At 71.9% G+C, this 25,262-nt stretch carries 22 protein-coding genes; 15 read left to right on the top strand and 7 right to left on the bottom strand.

Features of this window, described 5'->3' with window-relative positions:
• Positions 1-197 precede the first annotated feature (197 nt).
• The 6 genes from ACFVQ0_RS25160 (at position 198) to ACFVQ0_RS25135 (ending at position 6,621) form a co-directional block, all read left to right on the top strand.
• Positions 198-521 carry an integration host factor gene (locus tag ACFVQ0_RS25160; RefSeq protein ID WP_024490957.1) on the top strand — a complete coding sequence of 108 codons (324 nt, stop codon included), beginning with the start codon at positions 198-200 and terminating at the stop codon, positions 519-521.
• 38 nt (positions 522-559) lie between these two features.
• The gene (gene gmk, locus ACFVQ0_RS25155) at positions 560-1,177 is read left to right on the top strand and encodes a guanylate kinase (RefSeq protein ID WP_073737558.1); all 618 of its coding nucleotides are present in this window, start codon (positions 560-562) and stop codon (positions 1,175-1,177) included.
• 90 nt (positions 1,178-1,267) lie between these two features.
• Entirely contained in the window at positions 1,268-1,540 is a 273-nt protein-coding gene (gene rpoZ, locus ACFVQ0_RS25150) for a DNA-directed RNA polymerase subunit omega (protein ID WP_003970369.1), read from the top strand.
• 145 nt (positions 1,541-1,685) lie between these two features.
• Positions 1,686-2,888 carry a bifunctional phosphopantothenoylcysteine decarboxylase/phosphopantothenate--cysteine ligase CoaBC gene (gene coaBC, locus ACFVQ0_RS25145; RefSeq protein WP_390091479.1) on the top strand — a complete coding sequence of 401 codons (1,203 nt, stop codon included), beginning with the start codon at positions 1,686-1,688 and terminating at the stop codon, positions 2,886-2,888.
• Positions 2,889-3,130: 242 nt separating this feature from the next.
• A complete protein-coding gene (gene metK, locus ACFVQ0_RS25140) occupies positions 3,131-4,339 on the top strand; it encodes a methionine adenosyltransferase (protein WP_390091478.1) in 1,209 nt (402 codons plus the stop codon).
• A gap of 131 nt (positions 4,340-4,470) precedes the next feature.
• On the top strand, positions 4,471-6,621 hold the full coding sequence (locus ACFVQ0_RS25135) for a primosomal protein N' (RefSeq protein ID WP_390091477.1): 2,151 nt from the start codon (positions 4,471-4,473) through the stop codon (positions 6,619-6,621).
• A gap of 388 nt (positions 6,622-7,009) precedes the next feature.
• On the opposite strand, the gene ACFVQ0_RS25130 is transcribed toward ACFVQ0_RS25135, so the two are convergent.
• Positions 7,010-7,555 carry a hypothetical protein gene (locus tag ACFVQ0_RS25130; protein ID WP_390091476.1) on the bottom strand — a complete coding sequence of 182 codons (546 nt, stop codon included), beginning with the start codon at positions 7,553-7,555 and terminating at the stop codon, positions 7,010-7,012.
• A gap of 241 nt (positions 7,556-7,796) precedes the next feature.
• On the opposite strand from ACFVQ0_RS25130, the gene fmt reads away from it, so the two are divergent.
• The 4 genes from fmt (at position 7,797) to ACFVQ0_RS25110 (ending at position 12,233) form a co-directional block, all read left to right on the top strand.
• Positions 7,797-8,729: a methionyl-tRNA formyltransferase gene (fmt, locus tag ACFVQ0_RS25125; RefSeq protein ID WP_390091475.1), complete on the top strand. Its 933-nt coding sequence runs from the start codon at positions 7,797-7,799 to the stop codon at positions 8,727-8,729.
• 73 nt (positions 8,730-8,802) lie between these two features.
• On the top strand, positions 8,803-10,236 hold the full coding sequence (locus ACFVQ0_RS25120) for an RsmB/NOP family class I SAM-dependent RNA methyltransferase (protein WP_390091474.1): 1,434 nt from the start codon (positions 8,803-8,805) through the stop codon (positions 10,234-10,236).
• A gap of 132 nt (positions 10,237-10,368) precedes the next feature.
• Positions 10,369-11,052 carry a ribulose-phosphate 3-epimerase gene (rpe, locus tag ACFVQ0_RS25115; protein ID WP_390091473.1) on the top strand — a complete coding sequence of 228 codons (684 nt, stop codon included), beginning with the start codon at positions 10,369-10,371 and terminating at the stop codon, positions 11,050-11,052.
• A 164-nt stretch (positions 11,053-11,216) separates the two neighbouring features.
• Positions 11,217-12,233: a sugar-binding transcriptional regulator gene (locus ACFVQ0_RS25110; RefSeq protein ID WP_024488660.1), complete on the top strand. Its 1,017-nt coding sequence runs from the start codon at positions 11,217-11,219 to the stop codon at positions 12,231-12,233.
• A gap of 242 nt (positions 12,234-12,475) precedes the next feature.
• Here ACFVQ0_RS25110 and ACFVQ0_RS25105 read toward each other — a convergent pair whose 3' ends face one another.
• The gene (locus tag ACFVQ0_RS25105; protein WP_390091640.1) at positions 12,476-13,492 is read right to left on the bottom strand and encodes a terpene cyclase; all 1,017 of its coding nucleotides are present in this window, start codon (positions 13,490-13,492) and stop codon (positions 12,476-12,478) included.
• Between the two features lie 307 nt (positions 13,493-13,799).
• On the opposite strand from ACFVQ0_RS25105, the gene ACFVQ0_RS25100 reads away from it, so the two are divergent.
• The 5 genes from ACFVQ0_RS25100 to ACFVQ0_RS25080 all read left to right on the top strand — a co-directional run bounded on the left by ACFVQ0_RS25100 (position 13,800) and on the right by ACFVQ0_RS25080 (position 20,259).
• Positions 13,800-15,266 carry a GuaB1 family IMP dehydrogenase-related protein gene (locus tag ACFVQ0_RS25100; RefSeq protein WP_389213561.1) on the top strand — a complete coding sequence of 489 codons (1,467 nt, stop codon included), beginning with the start codon at positions 13,800-13,802 and terminating at the stop codon, positions 15,264-15,266.
• 219 nt (positions 15,267-15,485) lie between these two features.
• Entirely contained in the window at positions 15,486-16,943 is a 1,458-nt protein-coding gene (locus tag ACFVQ0_RS25095; RefSeq protein ID WP_390091471.1) for an aldehyde dehydrogenase family protein, read from the top strand.
• Between the two features lie 138 nt (positions 16,944-17,081).
• The gene (locus ACFVQ0_RS25090) at positions 17,082-17,537 is read left to right on the top strand and encodes an Lrp/AsnC family transcriptional regulator (protein WP_390091470.1); all 456 of its coding nucleotides are present in this window, start codon (positions 17,082-17,084) and stop codon (positions 17,535-17,537) included.
• 175 nt (positions 17,538-17,712) lie between these two features.
• The gene (locus ACFVQ0_RS25085) at positions 17,713-18,510 is read left to right on the top strand and encodes a carbon-nitrogen hydrolase family protein (RefSeq protein WP_390091469.1); all 798 of its coding nucleotides are present in this window, start codon (positions 17,713-17,715) and stop codon (positions 18,508-18,510) included.
• Positions 18,511-18,558: 48 nt separating this feature from the next.
• Complete coding sequence (locus ACFVQ0_RS25080) at positions 18,559-20,259, top strand: flavin monoamine oxidase family protein (RefSeq protein WP_390091468.1); 1,701 nt, start codon at positions 18,559-18,561, stop codon at positions 20,257-20,259.
• 6 nt (positions 20,260-20,265) lie between these two features.
• On the opposite strand, the gene ACFVQ0_RS25075 is transcribed toward ACFVQ0_RS25080, so the two are convergent.
• The 5 genes from ACFVQ0_RS25075 to ACFVQ0_RS25055 form a co-directional block, all read right to left on the bottom strand.
• A complete protein-coding gene (locus ACFVQ0_RS25075) occupies positions 20,266-21,114 on the bottom strand; it encodes a fumarylacetoacetate hydrolase family protein (RefSeq protein WP_390091466.1) in 849 nt (282 codons plus the stop codon).
• Positions 21,115-21,176: 62 nt separating this feature from the next.
• Positions 21,177-22,205 carry a hydroxyacid dehydrogenase gene (locus ACFVQ0_RS25070; protein ID WP_390091464.1) on the bottom strand — a complete coding sequence of 343 codons (1,029 nt, stop codon included), beginning with the start codon at positions 22,203-22,205 and terminating at the stop codon, positions 21,177-21,179.
• A complete protein-coding gene (locus ACFVQ0_RS25065; protein WP_390091463.1) occupies positions 22,189-23,265 on the bottom strand; it encodes a dihydrodipicolinate synthase family protein in 1,077 nt (358 codons plus the stop codon). Before ACFVQ0_RS25065 ends, ACFVQ0_RS25070 begins: the two co-directional genes overlap by 17 nt.
• A gap of 8 nt (positions 23,266-23,273) precedes the next feature.
• Positions 23,274-24,302, bottom strand: coding sequence for an NAD-dependent epimerase/dehydratase family protein (locus tag ACFVQ0_RS25060; RefSeq protein WP_390091462.1), 1,029 nt, complete (start codon positions 24,300-24,302; stop codon positions 23,274-23,276).
• 8 nt (positions 24,303-24,310) lie between these two features.
• Positions 24,311-25,261 carry a carbohydrate ABC transporter permease gene (locus ACFVQ0_RS25055; RefSeq protein ID WP_390091461.1) on the bottom strand — a complete coding sequence of 317 codons (951 nt, stop codon included), beginning with the start codon at positions 25,259-25,261 and terminating at the stop codon, positions 24,311-24,313.
• Position 25,262: the final 1 nt, after the last annotated feature.

The following is a 25,262-nucleotide window of genomic DNA, read 5'->3' as shown; positions in this document are numbered from 1 at the left end:
TTGTTATGCCAGGAATGTCCTGGTCGGCAAAGGCTGACCAGGACTTTTCGTCTGTTCTCGCTGACTCCGGCGGCCCTGGCCGCTAGTCTCCGTCGAGAGCCAACGCACACAGGTTGTTCGTTGCTCACCAGGTGAGGGGCGATCCCGCTGCCTCACCGGTCCGTATCCGACAGATCGACATCCGAGGTGACGTAGGCGTGGCTCTTCCGCCCCTTACCCCTGAACAGCGCGCAGCCGCGCTCGAAAAGGCCGCCGCGGCTCGCCGGGAGCGGGCCGAGGTCAAGAATCGACTCAAGCACTCCGGCGCCTCCCTCCACGAGGTCATCAAGTCGGGCCAGGAGAACGACGTCATCGGCAAGATGAAGGTCTCCGCCCTGCTGGAGTCCCTGCCCGGCGTGGGCAAGGTCCGCGCCAAGCAGATCATGGAACGGCTCGGCATCTCCGAGAGCCGCCGGGTGCGGGGTCTCGGCTCCAACCAGATCGCATCCCTGGAGCGTGAGTTCGGCGGCAGCCCCGCCTGACGTTCTCAGGCACTCCTGGGAACCTGGATAATCGCTCCATGGCTGCAACATCCCGGGGGACGTCCCCCGTACCCCCGGACGCACGTCCGCGGCTGACCGTGCTCTCCGGCCCCTCGGGGGTCGGCAAGAGCACGGTCGTCGCGCATATGCGCAAGGTCCACCCCGAGGTCTGGCTCTCCGTGTCGGCGACGACCCGCAAGCCCCGCCCCGGCGAACGCAACGGCGTCCACTACTTCTTCGTGGACAACGAGGAGTTCGACAAGCTGATCGCCAACGGCGAGCTGCTGGAGTGGGCCGAGTTCGCCGGCAACCGCTACGGCACGCCGCGCCGCGCCGTGCAGGAGCGTCTGGAGGCGGGCGAGCCGGTGCTGCTGGAGATCGACCTCCAGGGCGCCCGGCTGGTCAGGCAGTCGATGGCCGATGCCCAGCTGGTCTTCCTGGCGCCGCCGAGCTGGGACGAACTGGTGCGCCGGCTCACCGGCCGGGGCACCGAGGCACCCGCCGTGATCGACCGACGGCTCGCCGCGGCCAGGATCGAACTGGCCGCCGAATCCGAGTTCGATACGACGCTTGTCAATACCTCCGTCGAGGATGTGGCACGCGAGCTGCTAGCCTTGATGCTGGAGGCTTCCGGCCACCGTGCCGCCGGCGACTGAACGAACGGGTCGCGCAGGTACGGGACCGCACCACACAGCCCCTGACTGTCAAAGATTTCTTTGATCTTCACCCCCTTCGGAAGGCAGAGAGTGTCCTCTTCCATCACCACGCCCGAGGGCATCATCAACCCGCCGATTGATGAGCTCCTCGAAGCAACCGACTCGAAGTACAGCCTCGTGATCTACGCCGCCAAGCGCGCGCGCCAGATCAACGCGTACTACTCGCAGCTCGGTGAGGGACTCCTTGAGTACGTCGGTCCGCTCGTCGACACCCACGTGCACGAGAAGCCGCTCTCGATCGCGCTCCGCGAGATCAACGCGGGCCTGCTGACCTCAGAGGCCATCGAGGGCCCCGCGCAGTAGCAGGAAGAACGCACCTTCACCACGGGCCCGGCGGCCACCACCGCCGGGCCCGCGGTGTGTCCGGGGCGGCGGACCGGCATCCGCGACGGTGAGGCAGCATGGGGGCGTACGTATCCGAGTACGTACCCGAGTGCGGGGAGACGCAGTGGAGAAGCCGAAGGTCGTTCTGGGCGTCAGCGGCGGCATCGCCGCGTACAAGGCGTGCGAGCTGCTGCGGCGGCTCACCGAGTCCGGCCACGACGTACGGGTCGTGCCGACCGAGGCGTCGCTCCACTTCGTCGGCGCGGCCACCTGGTCGGCGCTCTCCGGCCACCCGGTGTCGACCGAGGTCTGGAACGACGTCCACGAGGTCCCGCACGTACGGATCGGGCAGCACGCCGACCTCGTCGTCGTCGCCCCCGCCACCGCCGACATGCTGGCCAAGGCCGCCCACGGGCTCGCCGACGACCTGCTCACCAACACACTGCTCACCGCACGCTGTCCGGTCGTCTTCGCGCCCGCCATGCACACCGAAATGTGGGAGCACCCGGCCACCCGGGAGAACGTCGCCACGCTGCGCCGCCGGGGCGCCGTCGTCATCGAGCCCGCCGTGGGCCGGCTCACCGGCGTCGACACCGGCAAGGGCAGGCTGCCGGATCCGGCCGAGATCTTCGAGGTCTGCCGCCGCGTCCTGGCCCGCGGGCCCGTCGCCCCCGACCTGGCGGGCCGCCACGTGGTGATCAGCGCGGGCGGCACCCGCGAACCGCTCGACCCGGTCCGCTACCTCGGCAACCGCTCCTCCGGGAAGCAGGGGTACGCGCTCGCCCGCACCGCCGTCGCCCGCGGCGCGCGGGTCACGCTCATCGAGGCCAACACCGGGCTGCCCGACCCGTCCGGGGCCGACATCGTCCGGGTCGGCACCGCCACACAGCTGCGCGAGGCCGTGCTGAAGGCGGCGGCGGACGCGGACGTCGTGGTGATGGCGGCAGCGGTGGCCGACTTCCGCCCGGCCGAGTACGCCACCGGGAAGATCAAGAAGAAGGACGGCCAGGAGCCCGCGCCGATCGCACTCGTCCGCAACCCGGACATCCTCGCGGAGGTCGCCGGGCGGCGCGCCCGGCCGGAACAGATCGTCGTCGGATTCGCCGCCGAGACCGACGACGTCCTGGCCAACGGGCGGGAGAAGCTCCGCCGCAAGGGCTGCGACCTGCTGGTGGTCAACGAGGTGGGGGAGCGCAGGACCTTCGGTGCGGAGGAGAACGAAGCGGTGGTGCTGGCGGCCGACGGCGGCGAGACCCCGGTGCCGTTCGGCCCCAAGGAGGCACTCGCCGACACGGTCTGGGACCTCGTGTCGCCACGATTTGCGTGAATTTCTCGTGTCGTGGCCCCGGCGGCCCGGTCCCCAGTGAACACGGCGCCGGACGGCTTCCGCGGAGGCCGCCGAGAGGCCTTCGGACGGCCGTGCCGCATGTCACAGAACTCCCAAAGGGCGAGACACGTTGTCCAGGGGCCGAAGCCGACCGATAAACTGGTCCAGGACCGTACCGGGCGCAGCTCCCGGGCCCGTCCGCCAATGATCAGCCAGCAGCCGCTGCAACCCCAGGGAGCGATGTGTCCCGCCGTCTCTTCACCTCGGAGTCCGTTACCGAGGGTCACCCCGACAAGATCGCTGACCAGATCAGCGACACCATTCTCGATGCACTCCTCCGAGAGGACCCGACGTCGCGTGTCGCCGTCGAGACCTTGATCACCACAGGTCAGGTGCATGTTGCGGGTGAGGTCACGACCAAGGCCTACGCCCCGATCGCCCAGCTGGTGCGCGACAAGATCCTGGAGATCGGCTACGACTCCTCCAAGAAGGGCTTCGACGGCGCCTCCTGCGGCGTCTCGGTGTCCATCGGCGCACAGTCGCCCGACATCGCGCAGGGCGTCGACACCGCCTACGAGAAGCGGGTCGAGGGCGACGAGGACGAACTCGACAAGCAGGGCGCCGGCGACCAGGGCCTGATGTTCGGGTACGCCTGCGACGAGACGCCCGAGCTGATGCCGCTGCCGATCCACCTCGCGCACCGGCTGTCGCGCCGGCTCTCGGAGGTCCGCAAGAACGGGACCATCCCGTACCTGCGCCCCGACGGCAAGACCCAGGTCACCATCGAGTACGACGGCGACAAGGCCGTCCGGCTCGACACGGTCGTCGTCTCCTCGCAGCACGCCAGCGACATCGACCTCGACTCGCTGCTCGCGCCCGACATCCGCGAGTTCGTGGTCGAGCACGTGCTGAACCAGCTCATCGAGGACGGCATCAAGCTCGACACCGAGGGCTACCGGCTCCTGGTCAACCCGACCGGGCGCTTCGAGATCGGCGGCCCGATGGGCGACGCCGGTCTGACCGGCCGCAAGATCATCATCGACACCTACGGGGGCATGGCCCGCCACGGCGGCGGCGCCTTCTCCGGCAAGGACCCGTCGAAGGTGGACCGCTCGGCCGCCTACGCCATGCGCTGGGTCGCCAAGAACGTCGTCGCGGCGGGCCTCGCCGCCCGCTGCGAGGTCCAGGTCGCGTACGCGATCGGCAAGGCCGAGCCGGTGGGCCTCTTCGTGGAGACCTTCGGCACCGCCGCGATCGAGACCGAGAAGATCGAGCACGCCATCGGCGAGGTCTTCGACCTCCGCCCGGCCGCGATCATCCGCGACCTCGACCTGCTGCGCCCGATCTACGCCCAGACCGCCGCGTACGGCCACTTCGGCCGCGAGCTCCCCGACTTCACCTGGGAGCGCACGGACCGGGTGGCCGCACTGCGCGCGGCCGCGGGCCTGTAGGTCCCGGCCGGTCCCGCCCCGGCGGGCACGCCTTCCCTGAGCCCGGACGCCTCATCGGTGTCCGGGCTCAGGCGTTGCCTCGGTGTCCGGCGCCGGCCGGAATGTCAGTGGCGTCTGGTAGGAATTTGGCTGTGAGCAGCGACAACGAGCGGTCCGACGAGCCCGGCACCGGGGCTCCGGAGCAGCTTGCGCTGATCCGGGAGACGGTGCGGCAGGCCAAGGTGCCCCGCGCCAAACCGAAGACCTGGCGCGGGGCCGCCCTCGCCCGTGAGCTGCCCGTCGCCCGCGTCCTGGTGAACAAGGGCGCGCTCCACCTCGATCAGTACTTCGACTACGCCGTCCCCGAGGAGCTCGACGCCGTCGCGCGGCCCGGGGTGCGGGTGCGGGTGCGCTTCGGCGCGGGCGGCCGCAACGTCCGGGGCGGGCGGCGCGAGGGCGGCGGCCTGATCGACGGATTCCTGGTCGAGCGGCTCGCCGAATCCGACTACAGCGGGGCGCTGGCCGCCCTCGCCTCCGTCGTGTCACCCGAACCGGTCCTCGGCCCCGAGCTGCTCGGCCTCGCCCGAGCCGTGGCCGACCGGTACGCGGGCAGCCTCGCGGACGTCCTCCAGCTCGCCGTGCCGCCGAGGAACGCCCGCGCCGAGGCCAAGCCCTCTCCCGAGCCCCTGCCGCCGCCCCCGGTGCCCGCTCCCGGGAGCTGGGCGCGCTACGGGCAGGGCGCGGCGTTCCTGGACGCGCTGGCCTCCGGGGGCGCGCCCAGGGCCGTGTGGACCGCCCTGCCGGGACCGCACTGGCCCGAGGAGATCGCCAGGGCCGTCGCCGCGACCCTCGCCTCCGGACGCGGCGCGCTGGTCGTGGTCCCCGACGGACGGACCGCGGCGCGGGTCGACGCCGCGCTCACCGGGATCCTCGGTGCGGGCCGCCACGCCCTGCTGACCGCCGGCTCGGGGCCCGAGAAGCGGTACCGGGAGTGGCTCGCCGTGCGGCGTGGCTCCGTCCGGGCGGTCGTCGGGACGCGGGCCGCGATGTTCGCCCCGGTCGCCGACCTCGGCCTGGTCGCCGTCTGGGACGACGGGGACTCCAGCCACAGCGATGACAACGCCCCCTTCCCGCACGTCCGCGAGGTCCTCGAACTGCGGGCCGCGCACAGCGGGTGCGGCTTCCTGCTCGGCGGCACGAACTGCACCGTGGAAGCCGCCCAGCTGGTCGAGAGCGGCTGGGCGCTGCCGCTGCGCGCCGACCGGGAGCAGACCAGGATCGCGGCGCCCCTGGTGCGTACCGTCGGGGACGGCGAGCTCGCGCGGGACGGCGCCGCACGGGCCGCGAGGCTGCCGAGCCTCGCCTGGCAGACCGTCCGGGACGGACTGCGCAGCGGCCCGGTGCTCGTGCAGGTGCCGCGTCGCGGGTACGCCCCACGGCTGGCCTGCGAGCGCTGCCGGGAGCCCGCGCGCTGTCGGCACTGCGCCGGGCCCCTGGAGGCGCCCGACCAGCGGGACCTGAACTGCGCCTGGTGCGGCAGGGCCGAGACGTCCTGGCACTGCGTGGCCTGCGGTGGGCGCCGGCTGCGCGCGCAGATCGTCGGTGCCCGCCGCACAGCGGAGGAGCTCGGCCGGGCGTTTCCCGCCGTGCCGGTACGGACCTCGGGACGTGACCACGTGCTGGACTCGGTGCCGGATCAGCCCGCGCTCGTGGTCAGCACCCCGGGCGCCGAACCCGTCGCGGAGGGCGGGTACGCGGCCGCGCTGCTGCTGGACGGCTGGGCGATGGTCGGCCGCCCCGACCTGCGGGCCGGGGAGGAGGCGCTGCGCCGCTGGACGGCGGCCGCCGCGCTGGTACGGGGGCAGCCGGAGGGCGGCACGGTGGTGATCGTCGCGGAGCCGACGCTGCGTCCCGTGCAGGCCCTGGTGCGCTGGGACCCGGTCGGCCACGCCCGCCGCGAGCTGGCGGAACGGGCCGAGCTGGGCTTTCCGCCGGTGTCCCGGATGGCTTCGGTGACGGGGGAGCCGCAGACGCTCGCCGCGTTCCTGGCCGCCGCGGAGCTGCCGCCGGACGCGGAGGTGCTCGGCCCGGTGCCGGTCCCCTCAGCCGGACCCGGCCGGCCCCGCAGGCCGTTCGACGCGCCGCCGGGGGAGACCTGGGAGCGGGCCCTGGTCCGGGTCCGTCCGGGCAGCGGGGCGGCGCTGGCGGCCGCGCTGAAGACCACGCAGGCGGCGCGGATGTCCCGTGGCGGTGGTGGCGGCGGGCCGGTACGGATCAGGGTGGACCCGCCGGACATCGGGTGACGGGGCGCGGGGTTCCGTCCTCAATCGCCGGACGGGCTTGTTTGTGCGGGTGCTCCGCGTTGTGCGGGTGCGCCTGCCCGGTGGGTGGGGGTTCGGGGGCCCTCCGGGGAGACTCCTCGGACGACGAACGTGCGGCGGGTCCGCGATGGGCACCCGGGTCTGTGTTCGTCGTCCTGCGGGGACTCCCCTGCACGCCCCCGAACCCGGCCGCCGTGCGTCGGACGCGAGTGATGCCGGGGTGGGGACGTGCAGGGGAGTCCCCGCAGGGAATGGCGTACGACCCGGGTCCTTCTCGGTCCCGGGTGAACACGCCATTTCCGAGGAGTCTCCCCGGAGGGGCACCGCCCCCCACCCACCAGGGGCAGGCGCACCCCCCGGCCCGGGAGGGTCAGCCGTTGCGCGGTCCCGGGAAGGCGCCAGGGCGCAGGTCCTCGCGTGAGGGCGGACGCTCCGCAGAGGGCTGCGGCGGCATCGACCGCGCGGCCGGAACGGCGGGCAGCGCGGGGGCGGCGGGGGATCCGGGCACGGACGGCACCGGGCGCTGCGCCACGGGCTCCGCGGCCTCGGCCGCGAGCGGCTGGGGGGTGGCGCGCCGGGTGCCGTAGCGGCGGTGGACCGCCTGCTTGGTGACTCCGAGCGCGGAGCCCACCGCGTCCCAGGAGAAGCCCAGGGAACGGTCGAAGTCCACCGCCGCCGTCACCAGGGTCTCGACACTGTCCCGCAGTTCCTGCGCCAGCCTGACGGTGGGGGCCGGGGCCCTGCCGTAGACGACGAAGCCGGCGGACGGGCCGGAGCGGCGCGGACGGTAGACGTTGCCCAGTTGGGCGGTGAGTGTGCGCAGCGCGTCCACCTGCCGCCGGACCCGCTCGATGTCCCGCACCAGAAGATGCAGGCTGGCCCGCGCTTGGGCGTCGTGGGTTGCGTGGTCGGCCATGAAGAAGCCTCTCGAACCGGCGTTGAAAGGGATCGGGCCGCACCGTGGCGGCTCGCTTCGGTCAATCTCACTTGACCAACGCCTCAGCCGGGGATCTGGTCACGCTACGGGGGCGTACACGGACCCGCGAGGGGCGCGCAACCGTGCGTACGCCCCCTGGGAGGGCACCGGCCGCCGGGCCCATAGACTTGTGCGTTGCTCGTCACCGTAACGTTTCGGCCTGAGAGGCAGTCAGCCACCCATGAAGCTCGTCTTCGCAGGCACCCCCGAGGTAGCCGTACCCGCACTGGACGCACTGATCGCCTCCGGCCGCCACGAGGTCGCCGCCGTCGTCACCCGGCCCGACGCGCCCGCCGGACGCGGCCGCAGGCTGGTGGCCAGTCCCGTCGCGGAGCGGGCGGAGGAGGCCGGGATCGAGGTGCTCAAGCCGGCCCGACCGCGCGACGAGGACTTCCTGGCACGGCTGCGGGAGATCGCGCCGGACTGCTGCCCGGTCGTCGCCTACGGGGCGCTGCTGCCCAGGGTCGCGCTGGACGTGCCCGCCCGGGGCTGGGTCAATCTGCACTTCTCGCTGCTGCCGGCCTGGCGCGGCGCCGCACCCGTGCAGCATTCCGTCATGGCGGGCGACGAGGTGACGGGCGCCTCCACCTTCCTGATCGAGGAGGGGCTCGACTCCGGGCCCGTCTACGGCGTACTCACCGAGGAGGTCCGGCCCACCGACACCAGCGGTGACCTGCTGACCCGGCTGGCCTTCGCCGGGGCCGGGCTGCTCGCCGCGACCATGGACGGCATCGAGGACGGCACCCTGCACGCCGTGCCGCAGCCCGCGGACGGGGTCACCCTCGCGCCGAAGATCGGCGTCGAGGACGCCCGGATCGAGTGGTCGGCGCCCGCCCTGCGGGTCGACCGGGTGGTCCGGGGCTGCACCCCCGCCCCCGGCGCCTGGACGCTCTTCCGCGGCGAGCGGCTCAAGCTGATCCAGGCCGTGCCCGTCGTGGACCGGGCCGATCTGGCGCCCGGCGAGCTGTCGGCGGCCAAGAACAACGTGTACGTGGGCACCGGATCGCACGCGGTCGAGCTGCTCTGGGTCCAGCCGCAGGGCAAGAAGCCGATGCGCGCCGCGGACTGGGCGCGCGGTGTCCGGATCGTCCCCGGCGAGCTCGTCGGCAGCTGACGGACCGGCGGGCCGGGGCGGGGACGTAGGCTGGGACGGTTCGCCCTCTCACCATCAGCGGAGCACCTTTCACGTGAACGACCAGCCGCGTCGCCGTCCTGCCACACCCCACCGCCGACCGAAGAAGGACCCGGTCCGGTTCCTCGCCTTCGAGGCCCTGAGGGCCGTCGACGAACGCGACGCGTACGCCAACCTCGTCCTTCCCCCGCTGCTGAAGAAGGCCCGCGCGGCGGGCGACTTCGACAGCAGGGACGCGGCACTGGCGACCGAGCTGGTCTACGGGACGCTGCGCCGCCAGGGCACCTACGACGCGATCGTCGCCGCCTGCATCGACCGGCCGCTGCGCGAGGTCGACCCGCCGGTCCTGGACGTGCTCAACATGGGCGTGCACCAGCTGCTCGGCACCCGTATCCCGACCCACGCCGCCGTCTCCGCCAGCGTGGAGCTGGCCCGGGTGGTGCTCGGTGAGGGGCGGGCCAAATTCGTCAACGCCGTCCTGCGCAAGGTGACCGCCGACGACTTCGACGGCTGGGTGGCGCGGGTCGCTCCCTCGTACGAGGACGACGCGGAGGACCACCTCGCCCTCGTGCACTCGCACCCGCGCTGGATCGTCTCCGCGCTGTGGGACGCCCTCGGCGGCGGCCGGGCCGGCATCGAGGACCTGCTGGAGGCCGACAACGAACGGCCGGAGGTCACGCTCGTCGCCCGCCCCGGCCGCTCCACCACCGAGGAACTGCTGGACGCGCTCGGTGAGGACAACGGGCTGCCGGGCCGCTGGTCCCCTTACGCCGTACGGATGGCCGAGGGCGGCGAGCCCGGCGCCCTGACCGCCGTGCGGGAGAGCCGGGCCGGTGTCCAGGACGAGGGCAGCCAGCTTGTCGCCGCGGCCCTCGCCAACGCTCCGCTGGAGGGCAGCGACACCCGCTGGCTCGACGGCTGCGCCGGACCCGGCGGGAAGGCCGCCCTGCTGGCCGCCCTCGCCGCCGGCCGGGGCGCCGCCCTGCTGGCGGCAGAGAAGCAGCCGCACCGGGCCCGCCTCGTCGAGCGCTCCCTGGCCGGCAACCCCGGCCCGTACCAGGTGATCACGGCGGACGGCACCCGCCCGCCGTGGCGGCCCGGCACCTTCGACCGGATCCTGATGGACGTCCCGTGCTCGGGCCTCGGCGCGCTGCGCCGCCGCCCTGAGTCCCGCTGGCGGCGCCGCAAGGAGGACCTGGAGAGCTTCGCGCCGCTCCAGCGCGGTCTGCTGCGCGAGGCGCTGAAGGCCGTACGGGTCGGCGGCGTCGTCGGGTACGCGACCTGCTCCCCGCACCTGGCGGAGACCCGGGTGGTCGTCGAGGACGTGCTCAAGGGCCGCGGCGGTGCGCCGGTCGAGGCCGAGTGGGTCGACGCCCGTCCGCTGATGCCCGGGGTGCCCGCCCTCGGGGACGGGCCGGACGTCCAGCTGTGGCCGCATCTGCACGGCACGGACGCGATGTACCTCGCCGTGCTGCGGCGTACCGGCTGATCGGCCCCGACCGGGGTGCGGCGGCCTCGTACCGGGGTGAAAAGCACGGGAATGCGCGAACCGTAATGATCCCGTGAGGCTTTGGAGCGCACCGAAGCGGGGAAGTGCCGCAGAACATGGCAGGCTTGGCCCATGGCCCAGATCAACCCCAGCATTCTCTCCGCCGACTTCGCACGCCTCGCCGAGGAGGCACAGGCCGTCGAAGGCGCCGACTGGCTCCATGTCGACGTCATGGACAACCACTTCGTGCCCAATCTGACCCTCGGTGTGCCGATCGTGGAATCGCTCAGCAGGGCCACGGACACCCCGCTGGACTGCCATCTGATGATCGAGGACGCGGACCGCTGGGCTCCGCAGTACGTCGAGGCGGGCGCGGGTTCCGTCACCTTCCACGTGGAGGCGGCGGCCGCCCCCGTACGGCTGGCACGGGAGATCCGGGCCAAGGGCGCCCGCGCCTCCATGGCGCTCAAGCCGGCGACGCCCATCGAGCCGTACGAGGACCTGCTCCCCGAGCTGGACATGCTGCTGATCATGACGGTGGAGCCGGGCTTCGGGGGGCAGTCCTTCCTGGACATCATGCTGCCGAAGATCCGCCGCACCCGTGAGCTGATCTCCCGGCACGGCCTCGAACTGTGGCTCCAGGTCGACGGCGGGGTCTCCGAGTCCACCATCGAGCGGTGCGCCGACGCCGGGGCCGACGTCTTCGTCGCGGGCTCCGCCGTGTACGGCGCCAAGGACCCCGCCGAGGCGGTGCGGGCGCTGCGCGCCAAGGCCGACGGGGCGACCGCCTCCGCGCAGTGGGCGTGCGGCCACTGACGGGGGCGACGGAGCAGGCAGCCGCTCCGGCCCCCGATTGCCGGTCGGTCCGGCCAAGGGCAGATGAACGCGGTCCGACGGGACCGATCAAGGATCGCCGTATCTGACAGGATGAACGGCGTATCGAGAGCGTGAACAGCAGTGAGGAGAACGCGGTGTCTGCAATGTCGGCGGGCCGGTCCGCCCTGCGGATGGGGCCCGCGGAGCTGGTGCAGGCGGCGGCCATGGCCCGCCGCTTCTACCTTGAGGGCAAATCCAAGATCCAGATCGCGGAGGAGTTCGGCGTCAGCCGCTTCAAGGTCGCCAGGGTCCTGGAGACGGCGCTGGAGCGTGACCTCGTTCGGATCGAGATCCGGGTCCCCGCGGAGCTGGACGCCGAGCGCTCCGACGCGCTCCGCGCGCGCTACGGACTGCGCCACGCGGTCGTGGTCGAGTCCCCCGCGGAGGAGCAGGACGATGCCGCCGATCCGGAGAACCTGGGCGAGGTCGCGGCCGATCTGCTCGGCGAACTGGTGAACGAGGGCGATGTCCTCGGGCTGGCCTGGGGCCGGTCCACCATCCACATGGCCGCCGCCCTGGACCGGCTCCCGCCCTGCACGGTCGTGCAGCTCACCGGGGTGTACGACGCCGGCACCGCGGAGCGCGGCTCGGTCGAGGCGGTCCGGCGGGCCGCGCAGGTATCCGGCGGCGAGGCCCACCCGATCTACGCGCCGATGCTGCTGCCGGACCCGGCCACGGCCGCCGCGCTGCGCCACCAGACGGGGATCGCCCGCGCCTTCGAGTACTTCGACAAGGTGACGGTCGCGGCGGTGTCCATCGGTTCCTGGGAGCCCGGCATCTCCACGGTCCACGACATGCTGTCCGACGAGGAGCGCGAGCACTACGCCTCGCTCGGCGTCGCCGCCGAGATGTCGGCGCACCTCTTCGACTCGGAGGGCCGGCGGGTCGGCCGGGATCTCGGCGAGCGCTGCATCACGGTCGAGGCGGACCGGCTGCGCCGGATCCCCGAGGTGGTGGCGATCGCGGGCGGCCAGCGCAAGGCCGCGGCGATCGGCGCGGTGCTGCGGTCCGGGCTGGTCACCAGTCTGGTGACGGACACCGCGGCGGCCGACTACCTGCTGACCGACTCGGCCGCGCCGCGCCGGCCCGCGCTGGAGCGGCGCGACCCGGACGGGGAGTGAGCGAAGGACGTGGGGGTGGGGGGGGGGGGCCCCCCCCCCCCCCCCCCCCCGGGGGGGCCCCCCCCCCCCCCCCGGGGGGGGGGGCGGGGCCCCCGGCCCGCCCCCCCCCGGCGGCGCGCCCCCCGGGCCGGGGCGGGCCGGCCGGCCCCGGGGGGGGGGGGGGGCGGGGGGGGGGGGGGGGCGCGGCCCCCCCCCCCCCCCACCCCCACGTCCTTGACGCCCTCGGCCCCCGTCAGTCCCCGTCAGTCCTGCGGGACGCCCAGGACCGTCGCCTCCAGATACTGCTCCGGCTCCTTGTACTGGCTGACGTCGGCCGGGTTGTAGCGCGGTGTCTGCCGGGACCAGTCGAGGTTGCCGCGCATCCAGCTCCGCATGCCGTCCAGATACGGCTCCAGCATCCAGTCGAGCTGCGGATACGCGGCGAGCAGCTCGGCCTCCGCCGTGAGGAAGCGCTCGGTCTCGGTGGCGATCTCCGCGCAGACGTGGTCGAGCGACTCCTGCTTGCCGTACCCGCGGTGGTGCCGGACCAGGTGGACGAGATTGTGGATCTCGCCCAGCACCTGCTCCTTCTCGTACGAGTACACGTCATTGGCCCAGCACACGACGTTGCACGAGGCCTCCAGCGCGGTGATGAACCGGGGATCGTTGTGGATCGACTCGGGCGCCTCGATCCCGGCCACGATCTCTATCAGGTCCATGCAGACATGTATCGCCCCGGTGTGCCGACGCTTCTCGATGTACGTCGCCTCTGCCGGGACCACGCCGTCCGCCCGGTTCCCGGCCTCCCAGGTGGTGGCGGTCGTGAGGTACGTCATCAGGTGGTACGTGAACCGGCGCCGCCACTGGGGCGCGGCGGCCGGAACCGTACGTTCCCACAGGTCGACGAGAGCGACGACGGCGGCCGGCAGCCCCTCGGCCACGGGCCTGGCACCGCCCTCCACCACGGAACGCATCACCTCCACCACGCTGCGCACCCGGTCCGGGCTGCGGCCGAGGTGTCCGTCGTCCAGCTGGTCGTCGACGAGGAACAGCCAGACGAACCAGTCGGCGACGAGATCCAGATTCTCACTGTCGGCGGTCGGGTACACCATGCCGACGAAGGCCCCGAAGTCGGCCTGCTCGAAGCGGTCCCTGGCTGAATCCCGGTGCACCAGGCCGGTGTTGCGGGTCCAGCTGTCGAGGTGCTCCCGTACGTGCCCGACGTGCGGGTTCGTGCGCTGGGGGAACGGGCAGTAGATGTCCGGCAGTTCGCTCTCCACGGGCGGGTCGTGATCCTCTCCGGTCGTGTCTGCGAAGGAAGTTGTGGGCATTCCGCATATGCCTCCGGGGTGTCTGGCTGACCCGCCGGACCTGCGGGTTTGAAGCTACCTGACCCCTTGTCACCAGGTCCAGGGATGATGATCCCCAATGATCCGGAGGCGGTGGGGGTAGGGTCTGTGGGTAAGGCAGGTTCCACTTGCCCGGGACTCCCGGTCCTGTTCCTCGGAGGAACATACGAAGGCGGGAGTCGTTTGTTGTGTCTTCGTGGAAACGACCTGCGCCATTTCGTATGAAAAAATGAGTGTTATGCGTTTTCTTGAGCCCGGCACCGGTCGATACACAGAGTCCCCCTCGGTCCCGTACGACCTCACGTACGACGATGTCTTCATGGTCCCGGGCAGGTCGGCGGTCGGATCCCGCCAGGGCGTGGACCTGTCCTCGCCCGACGGCACCGGCACCACCATCCCGCTCGTCGTCGCGAACATGACGGCCATCGCCGGCCGCCGGATGGCCGAGACGATCGCCCGTCGCGGTGGTCTCGTCGTCATTCCGCAGGACATCCCGATCGAGGTCGTCACCGAGGTCATCAGCTGGGTCAAGACGCGCCACCTCGTGCTCGACACCCCCATCGAGCTGGCCCCCGGGCAGACCGTCGCCGACGCCCTGTCCCTGCTGCCCAAGCGCGCCCACGGCGCCGGTGTCGTCGTCGACAGCGACCGGCGGCCCGTCGGCGTGGTCACCGACCACGACCTGACCGGCGTCGACCGCTTCACCCAGCTCTCCGAGGTCATGTCCAGGGACCTGGTGCTGCTCGACGCGGACATCGACCCGCGCGACGCGTTCAACAAGCTCGACGGCGCCAACCGCAAGCTCGCCCCCGCGGTCGACGCCGAGGGCCGTCTCGTCGGCATACTCACCCGGAAGGCCGCACTGCGCGCCACTCTCTACACCCCCGCCACCGACGCGAACGGCAGGCTGCGGATCGCCGCCGCCGTCGGGATCAACGGTGACGTGGCGGGCAAGGCCAAGCAGCTGCTCGACGCAGGTGCCGACACCCTGGTCGTCGACACCGCGCACGGCCACCAGGAGTCCATGATCAACGCGGTCCGCGCGGTGCGGGCGCTGGACCCGCAGGTGCCGATCGTCGCGGGCAACATCGTCGCCGCCGAGGGCGTGCGCGACCTCATCGAGGCCGGCGCCGACGTCATCAAGGTCGGTGTCGGCCCCGGCGCCATGTGCACCACCCGGATGATGACCGGGGTGGGCCGGCCGCAGTTCTCCGCCGTTCTGGAGTGCGCCGCCGAGGCGAAGAAGTACGGCAAGCACGTCTGGGCGGACGGCGGCGTCCGCCACCCGCGCGATGTCGCCATGGCGCTCGCCGCGGGCGCGTCCAACGTGATGATCGGTTCCTGGTTCGCCGGGACGTACGAGTCGCCCGGCGACCTCCAGCAGTCCGCCGACGGCCGCTTCTACAAGGAGTCCTTCGGCATGGCGTCCGCGCGCGCCGTGAAGAACCGGACCTCCGACGAGTCGGCGTACGACCGGGCCCGCAAGGCGCTCTTCGAGGAGGGCATCTCCACCTCGCGGATGTTCCTGGACCCGACCCGTCCCGGCGTCGAGGACCTGGTCGACTCGATCATCGCGGGCGTCCGCTCCTCCTGCACCTATGCCGGTGCCGGCTCCCTCGCGGAGTTCGCGGAGAAGGCCGTCGTCGGAGTGCAGAGCGCCTCCGGATACGCGGAGGGCAAGCCGCTGCACTCCAGCTGGAGCTGACCCCGGGCCATCGCACCACCCGTGCCCCTTCCGGCCGTTCGCGCCGGAGGGGGCACCGGCGTGTCCGGGGAGCTCACGGGCGTGCGAAGGGGGCTCGCGGGGGTCGCCGCGGTGTCCGGATCACGGTGCCCCGGAGGGCCTTCACGCTTTTCAACTCAGTTGAAAATTAAGTAACATGAACCCCAATCAGCTACCCGCCTCTCTGCGGTAAGGGATCTCATGTCCTTCTTCACTGACCTGGCCCATCAGTACATCGACGGTGAGTGGAGGCCGGGCAAGGGCTCGTGGGACATTATCGACTTCAACCCCTTCGACGGTGAGAAGCTCGCCTCGATCACGGTCGCCACGGCCGACGAGGTGGACCAGGCCTACCGGGCGGCGGAGACGGCTCAGCAGGCGTGGGCCGACACCAACGCCTACGCCCGGCGGGCCGTACTGGAGAAGGCGCTGCGGATCGTCGAGGACCGCGAGGCCGAGATCGGTGACGCGATCGTCGCGGAGCTGGGCGGCACCCGCCTCAAGGCCGCCTTCGAACTGCACCTGGCCAAGGAGTTCCTGCGCGAGTCGATCCAGCTCGCGCTGCGGTCCACCGGGCAGATACTGCCCTCGCCGACCGAGGGCAAGGAGAACCGGGTCTACCGTGTGCCCGCCGGTGTCATCGGTGTCATCAGCCCGTTCAACTTCCCCTTCCTGCTGTCGCTGAAGTCGGTCGCCCCCGCCCTCGCGCTCGGCAACGCCGTGGTCCTCAAGCCGCACCAGAACACGCCGATCTGCGGCGGCACCCTGGTGGCCAAGGTGTTCGAGGACGCCGGGCTGCCCGCCGGACTCCTCAACGTGGTGGTCACCGACATCGCGGAGATCGGTGACGCGCTGCTGGAGCACCCCGTCCCGCAGGTCATCTCCTTCACCGGCTCCGACAAGGTCGGGCGGCACGTCGCGACCGTGTGCGCCGCCAACCTCAAGCGTTCCGTGCTCGAACTCGGCGGCAACAGCGCGCTCATCGTCCTCGACGACGCCGATGTGGACTACGCGGTCGACGCGGCGGTCTTCAGCCGCTACGTGCACCAGGGCCAGGTCTGCATGGCCGCCAACCGGATTCTCGTCGACCGCTCGGTGGAGCGGGAGTTCACCGAGAAGTTCGTGGCCAAGGTCGCCTCGCTGCGCGTCGGCGACCCGGCCGACCCGGCGACCCAGATCGGCCCGCTGATCAACTCCACCCAGGCCGAGGCGATCACCGCCCTGGTCGACCAGACCGTGGCGGCCGGTGCGACCGCACTGCTGCACGGGCAGGCCGTCGGCAACCTCGTCAGCCCCTCCGTACTGACCGGCCTGGCCGCCGACTCCCCGGTGCTCTCGCAGGAGATCTTCGGCCCGGTCGCGCTCCTGGTGCCGTTCGACGGTGAGGACGAGGCCGTCCGGATCGCCAACGACACCCCGTACGGACTGAGCGGCGCGGTGCACACCGGCAACATCGAGCGGGGCGTCCGGATCGGGCAGCGGATCCGCACCGGCATGATCCACATCAACGACGGCACCGTCCACGACGAGCCGATCGTCCCCTTCGGCGGTGAGAAGAACTCCGGACTCGGACGGCTGAACGGCGACTCGATGCTCGACGCCTTCACCACCCTGAAGTGGATCTCCGTGCAGCACGGGCGCTCCCGGTTCCCGTTCTGACCCCGCCCCACCTGCGGTGAGCGCGCCCCGCGGGGCGGGCCCGTGGTCTACTTCGGAGGGCGGCACCGCCGCCCTCCGAACGGCCCCGCCCGCCTCCGCCGGGGCCCCTCGCCACCGCAGAGAAGTGACCCGTACGACGTGCGACTGAACGACCTCGACGAACGCATCGTCCACGCGCTGGCTGAAGACGCCCGCCGCTCCTACGCCGACATCGGCTCCATCATCGGCCTGTCCGCGCCCGCCGTGAAGCGCCGGGTGGACCGGCTCCGCGCCGAGGGCGCGATCACCGGGTTCACCGTACGGGTGGACCCGGCGGCGCTCGGCTGGGAGACCGAGGGGTTCATCGAGATCTACTGCAGCCGCAACACCTCCCCGGAGTCGATCAAGCGGGGGCTCGCCCGCTATCCCGAGGTCGCCTCCGCGTCCACGGTCACCGGTGACGCGGACGCCCTCGTCCAGGTCTTCGCGGCGGACATGCGGCATTTCGAGCAGGTGCTTGAGCGGATCGCGGGCGAGCCGTACGTGGAACGGACGAAGTCCGTGCTCGTGCTCTCACCCCTGCTGCGGCGGTATTCGTCGGGGTCGCCGGGGTAGCGGGACGGGCTGGAGACGGCTGCACGGGCCGGGTTCGCGCAATGAATCTTCGTGTCCCGGGTGATCCGCGCAACGGATCGGTCGTCGGTGCGCAACAGTCGCCGCTTGTTCGGGGTGTCGGGCGGAACGTACCGTTTCTACGTCCCCGCCCCGCCCGCACCGTCCGAGGTCAGCCATGCCGCCGTTGCGCACCGCCCTGCTCCAGAGCTCCGGAACTCCCGGCTCGGTGGCCCGGAACACCGAGGTGCTCGACGACGCCGCCCGGCGCGCCGCGGCCGACGGGGCCCGGCTGCTGGTCTGCCCCGAGATGTTCCTGACCGGGTACGCGATCGGGGACGACGTGCCCCGGCTGGCGGAGGCCGCCGATGGGCCCGCCGCGCGGGCCGTCGCCGAGATCGCCGCACGGCACCGGATCGCCGTCCACTACGGCTACCCGGAGCGGGACGGCGACACCCTGTACAACGCCGCCCAGCTCATCGGCCCGGACGGCACCCCGCTCGCGAACTACCGCAAGACCCATCTCTTCGGCGGCTTCGAGCGGCACTGGTTCACCCCAGGTGAGCAGCCGGTCGTCCAGGCCGAGCTGGACGGGGTCCGTATCGGCCTGCTGACCTGCTACGACGTCGAGTTCCCGGAGAACGTCCGGGCGCACGCGCTGGCCGGCACCGACCTCCTGCTGGTCCCGACCGCGCTGATGCACCCCTTCCAGTTCGCCGCCGAATCCCTCGTCCCGGTCCGCGCCTTCGAGAGCCAGCTGTACATCGCCTACGTCAACCGGACCGGCCCGGAAGGCGAGTTCGAGTTCATCGGGCTGAGCTGCCTGGCAGGACCCGACGGCACGGTCCGCACCCGCGCCGGACGCGGCGAGGAGCTCGTCCTCGGGGACGTCGACCCGGACCTGCTGGCTGCCTCCCGCGCCGGCAACCCGTATCTGCTCGACCGGCGCCCCGGCCTGTACGGCTCCCTCGTCTGAGCCCGTCCTCTCACGTCTTCGCTTTTCCCCGCAAGGAGTCCGTACCTCATGACCGCCGTGCCCCCCGCCGTCCAGCACACCGAGGAAGCTGCCCCGCCGATCACCATGTTCGGGCCGGACTTCCCGTACGCGTACGACGACTTCCTCGCGCACCCCGCCGGGCTCGGCCAGATACCGGCGACCGAGCACGGCGCGGAGGTGGCCGTCATCGGCGGCGGGCTCTCCGGGATCATCACCGCCTACGAGCTGATGAAGATGGGGCTGCGGCCCGTCCTGTACGAGGCCGACCGGATCGGCGGACGGCTGCGTACCGTCGAGTTCGACGGCTGCACGGTGGACGGCGAGCCGCTCACCGCCGAGATGGGCGCCATGCGCTTCCCGCCGTCCTCGACCGCGCTCCAGCACTACATCGACCTGGTCGGGCTGGAGACCAAGCCGTTCCCCAACCCGCTCTCCCCGGTCACGCCCTCGACCGTCGTCGACCTGAAGGGCGAATCGCACTACGCCCGCACGATCGACGACCTCCCGCAGATCTACCGGGACGTGATGGACGCCTGGAACAGCTGCCTGGAGGAGGGCGCCGACTTCTCCGACATGAACCGGGCGATGCGCGAGCGCGACGTGCCGAGGATCCGGGAGATCTGGGCCCGGCTCGTCGAGAAGCTCGACAACCAGACCTTCTACGGCTTCCTCTGCGACTCCGAGGCCTTCAAGTCCTTCCGGCACCGCGAGATCTTCGGCCAGGTCGGCTTCGGCACCGGCGGCTGGGACACCGACTTCCCCAACTCCATCCTGGAGATCCTGCGCGTCGTCTACACCGAGGCGGACGACCACCACCGCTCCATCGTGGGCGGCAGCCAGCAGCTTCCGCTGCGCCTGTGGGAACGCGAACCGCAGAAGATCATCCACTGGCCGCTCGGCACCTCGCTGGCCTCGCTGCACGACGGCGAACCGCGCCCCGCGGTGACCCGGCTGAACCGCACCGCGGGCAACCGGATCACCGTCACCGACGCCTCCGGCGACATCCGCACCTTCCGGGCGGCCGTCTTCACCGGGCAGTCCTGGCTGCTGCTCTCCAAGATCGCCTGCGACGACGCGCTCTTCCCGATCGACCACTGGACGGCGATGGAGCGCACCCACTACATGGAGTCGTCCAAGCTGTTCGTCCCCGTCGACCGGCCGTTCTGGCTCGACAAGGACGAGGTGACCGGCCGCGACGCCATGTCGATGACGTTGACCGACCGGATGACGCGCGGCACGTACCTGCTCGACGACGGCCCGGACAAGCCCGCCAGCATCTGTCTCTCGTACACCTGGTGCGACGACAGCCTGAAGTGGCTGCCGCTCTCCGCGACCGAGCGCATGGACGTCATGCTGAAGTCGCTCGGCGAGATCTATCCGGGCGTCGACATCAGGAAGCACATCACCGGAAACCCGGTGACGGTGTCCTGGGAGAACGAGCCCTACTTCATGGGCGCGTTCAAGGCCAACCTGCCCGGCCACTACCGCTACCAGCGCCGGCTGTTCACCCACTTCATGCAGGACCGGCTGCCCGCCGACAAGCGGGGCCTGTTCCTGGCGGGCGACGACATCTCCTGGACGGCCGGCTGGGCCGAGGGGGCCGTCCAGACCGCGCTGAACGCCGTCTGGGGCGTGATGACCCAGTTCGGCGGCGCGACCGACGCGGCCAACCCCGGCCCCGGCGACCTGTTCGACGAGCTCGCCCCGGTCGAACTCCCGGAGGACTGAGGCCGGTTACGCGGGCCGGCAGACGCTGCGCTGCCGGCCCAGGCCTGAGATCTCGACCTCCATCACATCGTCCGGGCCCAGGTAGGGGAAGCGGCCGGACAGCGCCACGCCCTGCGGCGTACCGGTGTTGATGATGTCTCCGGGCTCCAGCACCAGGTACTGCGACAGGTGGTGCACCAGATGCGCCACGCTGAAGATCATGTCCGCGGTGGAGGAGTCCTGCCGGGGCTCCCCGTTGACGTGGCTGGTCAGCCGCAGCCGCTGCGGGTCACCGACCTCGTCGGCCGTCACCAGCACCGGGCCCAGCGGGTTGAACGTGGCGCAGCTCTTGCCCTTGGACCACTGGCCGCCCGACTCCTCCAGCTGGAAGGCGCGCTCCGAGACGTCGTTGCTGACCGCGTAGCCCGCGATGTGCGCGGCCGCGTCGGCGGGGGAGTCCAGGTAGGAGGCGCGGCGGCCGATGACGACGGCCAGCTCCACCTCCCAGTCGGTCTTCTTCGAACCGCGCGGGATGAGCACGTCGTCGTACGGGCCGACGACCGTGTTCGGGGACTTGTAGAACAGGATCGGCTGCTCGGGCGGCTCGGCCCCGGACTCCGCCGCGTGGGCCGCGTAGTTCTGCCCGATGCACAGGAGCGCGGAGGGCCGGGCCACCGGGGCGCCGATCCGCTGCCCGGTGATGTCGGTCTCCGGGAGCTTGGGCTCCGCGGGGATCAGGTGCGGGTTGTCGGCCAGCGCGGTGAGGAACGCGCCGTCGATGTCGTCGGTGACGCCCGACAGGTCGTAGTGGCGGCCCTCGGGACAGACGACGACCGGGCGCTCGTGGCCCGGCTCGCCTATGCGCATCAGTCGCATGACGGGTGGATCTCCTGACGGTACGAATACGGGTACGGGACGGCTTTCGGTACGGGTGGCGGTCAGCGCAGCCGGACGAGCGCCTCGGCGGTGACGGCGTGGACCGGCGGGCGCCCGGCGAGCAGCCGCAGCACCTCGTTGACGGCACTGGTGCCCAGCCGCTGCCGGCACTCGACGCTGCCGGCCGCCTGGTGCGGGGTGAGCAGCACGTTCGGCAGGGCGCGGAAGGGGTGGCCGACGGGCAGCGGCTCGGCGTCGTAGACGTCGATCGCCGCGTCCAGCCGGCCGGTGGACAGCTCGGCCAGCAGCGCGTCCTCGTCGACCAGCCACGAGCGGGCGGTGTTCACCAGGCCCGCCCCGTCCGGCATCAGCGCCAGCTGCTCCGCGCCGATCATCCGGTGGGTCTCCTCGGTGACCGGTGCGTGCACGGCCACGATCCGGCTGCCGGAGAGGAGTGTCTCCAGCGGTACGGACTTCACGCCGAGCGCCTCCGCGTCGGCCTCGGAGAGGAACGGGTCCGTGACGCTGACCCGTGCGCCCATCGCCCGCACCATCCGGATGTAGGCCCGTCCGGTGCGGGAGGCGCCGATCACCCCGATGTCGCTGCCGTGGATCTCGTGGCGCGGCGGTGCCGTGCTCGCCGCCGCCCAGTCCTGCCCGCCGCGCAGGGCGTGGTCGAAGCGCTGGACGCGGTGGAGCAGCGAGAGGGTGAAGGCGAGGGCCACCTCTGCGACCGGGCGGGCCATCTCGTCGCCTGCCTGGGTGACCAGGATGCCCCGCCGGAACACGTCCTCCGTCACATAGGGCGCGACCGCGGAGCCGGTGTGCGCCACCAGCTCAAGCCGGTCCGCGTGGGCGAGGAGTCCGGCGTCCACCTTCGGCGCCCGCCAGGACAGGATCAGCGCGCGGGCGCCGGGCAGCGCCGCCTTGAGCGCTTCCCGGTCGCTGTGGTCGTCGAGGACGGTGAGCGCGGCGGCCCGCTCCAGCTCCTGCCACACCTCCGGGGTGAAGAACTGCTCGCGCAGGTGCGGGGGTACGGCGACGACCACCCGGGAGGAGGAGCGGTCGGCGGTTTCAGGAGAGCCAGGCATCGAGGTGCTCCGCAACGAAGGCGTCATCGGTCAGCCAAGGGTAGGCCGAGGCCACCCGGGTGATCTCCTCGGCTTGTCCGGGGGAGAGCGTCTCGGCCGGGTCCAGGCAGCGGATGTTCGCCAACAGGCCCTGGCGGCGCAGCACTTCGTGCACCCCGGCGATGCAGCCGCGGAACGCGTTGCGTACGTCGAAGACCGCGCTGTTGGCGTCGGTCAGCTCGGAGCGGCGGGCCAGGCAGCGGACCATCGCTCCGTGGTCTCCGGCGCGGGCCAGCCGGACGTCTTCGAGGAGGGTGACCGCGGAGCTCGTCCACACCGCCCACTGGCCGAGCAGCCCGCCCGCGAACCAGCGCCGGGGGCCGTCCGCCGCGCCGTACGGGGTGAGCAGGTCACCGATGATGTCGTCGTCGTTGCCGGTGTACAGCGCCACCTCGCCGGCCCGGTCGGCGGCGGACACCGCCCGTACGACGTCGGCGGTGCGGTAGCGGTCGAAGGGGGCGATCTTGACGGCGGCGGTGTTCGGCAGGTCGGTGAACGCGGACCAGAAGCCGGGCGACAAGTACCGTCCGCCGACGGCCTCCTGGAGGTAGAACCCGATCACCGGAAGGACCTCGCCGACCGCCCGCGCCCGTTCCAGCAGCCCCTTCTCGTCGGCGCCGGGCACGGCCGGGGAGAGCAGCACCGCGTCGTAGCCGAGCTCTGCGGCGGTGGTGGCCTCGGCGACGGCCTGCGCGGTGTAGCCGCAGGCACCGGCGACCTTGACGAACGGGCGGCCGGCCTCGGCGTCGATCGTCTCGGCCGCGAGCTCCAGGACGGGCCGCAGGAGACCGACGCCGGGCTCGCGGATCTCGAACTGCGTGGTGTGTACGGCGACGGCGGCGCCGCCCGCCCCGGACGCCAGGTAGTAGCGGGTCAGCGCGCGCTGGCGGCGCTCGTCGAACGTGCCGTCCGCGTGCAGCGCCAGCGGATGGGCGGGTATCGCCGCACCCCGGGCGAGCAGATCCAGAGCGGGGGTGGCTTGGGGGGAAGTCGGGGTGGACGGGCGGGGGGAAGCGGACATGGAGTGGATCAGAACCTTCCGTCACGTACCTGGAACTTGGTGGGCTTGCCGGACAGCGGGAGTCCGCGCCGCAGCCAGTCGGCCTGCCACTCGACGAGGGTGCGCAGTGCCACGTCCGGGTAGCCGAAGAGGGCGTGGCAGCGGCTCGCGTCGGAGAGCAGCGCGGTGGGCGCCTCGGCCCCGGCGAGGACCGGCTCCTTGGAGAACTCCTCGCCGAACCACTGCGCGATGCGGCGCACCGAAGCGGTCTCGGGGCCGGTGAGGTTGAGGGTGAACGGCTCGCCGTCGGTGGCGTGCAGCAGTGAGCGCAGGGCGACCTCGTTGGCGTACCCCTGCCAGACGACGTTGGCGTGACCGGTCGTCACATCGACGGGTTCGCCCGCCTGTACCCGGTACGCGATGTCGGCGAGGACGCCGTAGCGCAGGTCGACCGCGTAGTTGAGGCGGATGTTGGCGACCCTGGTGCCGAGGGTCAGCGCGGCGTGGCCGAAGATCCGCTCCCGGCCGAGGCACGACATGGCGTACTCCCCGACCGGGCCGACCGGGTCGGTCTCGGTGCAGCCGCCGGAGGAGACCGGCACCAGCGGGTACACGTTGCCGGTGGAGAACGCGGCGATCCGCGATCCGGACCAGCGGCGGGCCACCCGGTCCGGCATCGCGGCGTTCACCGCCCAGGCGAGCGAGGGCGCCCCGGCGGAGCCGAATTTGGCGCCGACCATGAAGACGACGTTACCGGCGTCGGGCAGTTCGGCCAGGTCCGCGGCCGGGTCCATCAGGTCGAAGGCGACCGTACGGACCCCGGCGGCCTCCAGCTCGTCCGCGGCGGCCTTGTCCGACCAGCGGGAGACGGCGTACACGGTCACGTCCGTGCGGCCCGCGGCGTCCAGTGCCCGGCGGGCCAGCCGGCACAGGCTGGGGCCCATCTTGCCGCCCGCGCCGAGGACCAGCAGGTCGCCTTCGAGGCGGCCGAGGTCGGCGACGAGCGCGGGGGAGGGGGTGGCGAGCCGCTCTTCGAGTGCGGCCTCATCGGTGAACATATGGCTGGCTATCCCTTGATTCCGGACGCGGTGACGCCCTCGGTGAAGTAGCGCTGGCCCACCATGTACGCGGCGAAGATGGGCACGAACGCGATGACGGAGCCGGACAGCACCACGTTGAGCGGCACGTTCTGCTGCTGGAGCGAGGCGATGCCGACGGTGAGGGTGCGCATGTCGGTGGACTGGCCGATGACCAGCGGCCACAGGAAGTCGTTCCAGTGCCACAGGAAGACGAAGACCCCGAGCGTGGCGAGGATCGGCTTCAGCAGTGGCAGCACGATCCGGTAGAAGATCTGCCACTCGCTGCACCCGTCGAGCCTGGCGGCCTCGAAGAGTTCGTCGGGCAGTCCCTGGATGAACTGCCGCATCAGGAAAACCGCCTGGGCGTTGGCCAGGGTCGGGATGATCAGTCCCCAGTACGTGTCGACGCCGCCGAGCTTCGCGATCATCGCGAACGTCGGGATCATCGTGACGTGGTACGGGACCATCACCATCGACAGGAACGACCAGAACATGGCCTCCCGGCCGGGGAACCGCTTCTTGGCGAACGCGTATCCGGCGAGCGAGGCGAGCAGCAGCACGCCGACGACCGAGACGACCGAGTACAGCAGCGTGTTCAGCAGCCAGCGCGGCACGTCCTGGGCGCCCATGACGGTGTCGTACGCCTCGCCGGTCAGCGGCCAGGGCAGCAGACTGCCGGGGAAGTCGACCGCGGCGGACGGCTTCAGCGAGAGCACGACCATCGCGTAGAACGGGAAGACCGTCACGAGCGCGGCGACCGTCAGCAGCGCGCCGCGGGCTATCCGGCCGGCCCTGGTCGGGCGCATCCCGTACGGGACGGTGTCCTGCTCGGAGAGCTTGCGCAGCTTGCGTTCGGCCCGGCGCGCGGCCCGGTCGGGGGGAGCCGGGGCCGCCTTGCGGACGGGCGGGGCCTTCGTCTCCTCGGGTGCGGTTGTCATG

It is taken from the genome of Streptomyces sp. NPDC057900 (assembly GCF_042887885.1).
In the GTDB taxonomy this organism is placed as follows: Bacteria; Actinomycetota; Actinomycetes; order Streptomycetales; family Streptomycetaceae; genus Streptomyces.
This window is presented reverse-complemented; position numbering and strand designations above follow the sequence as displayed.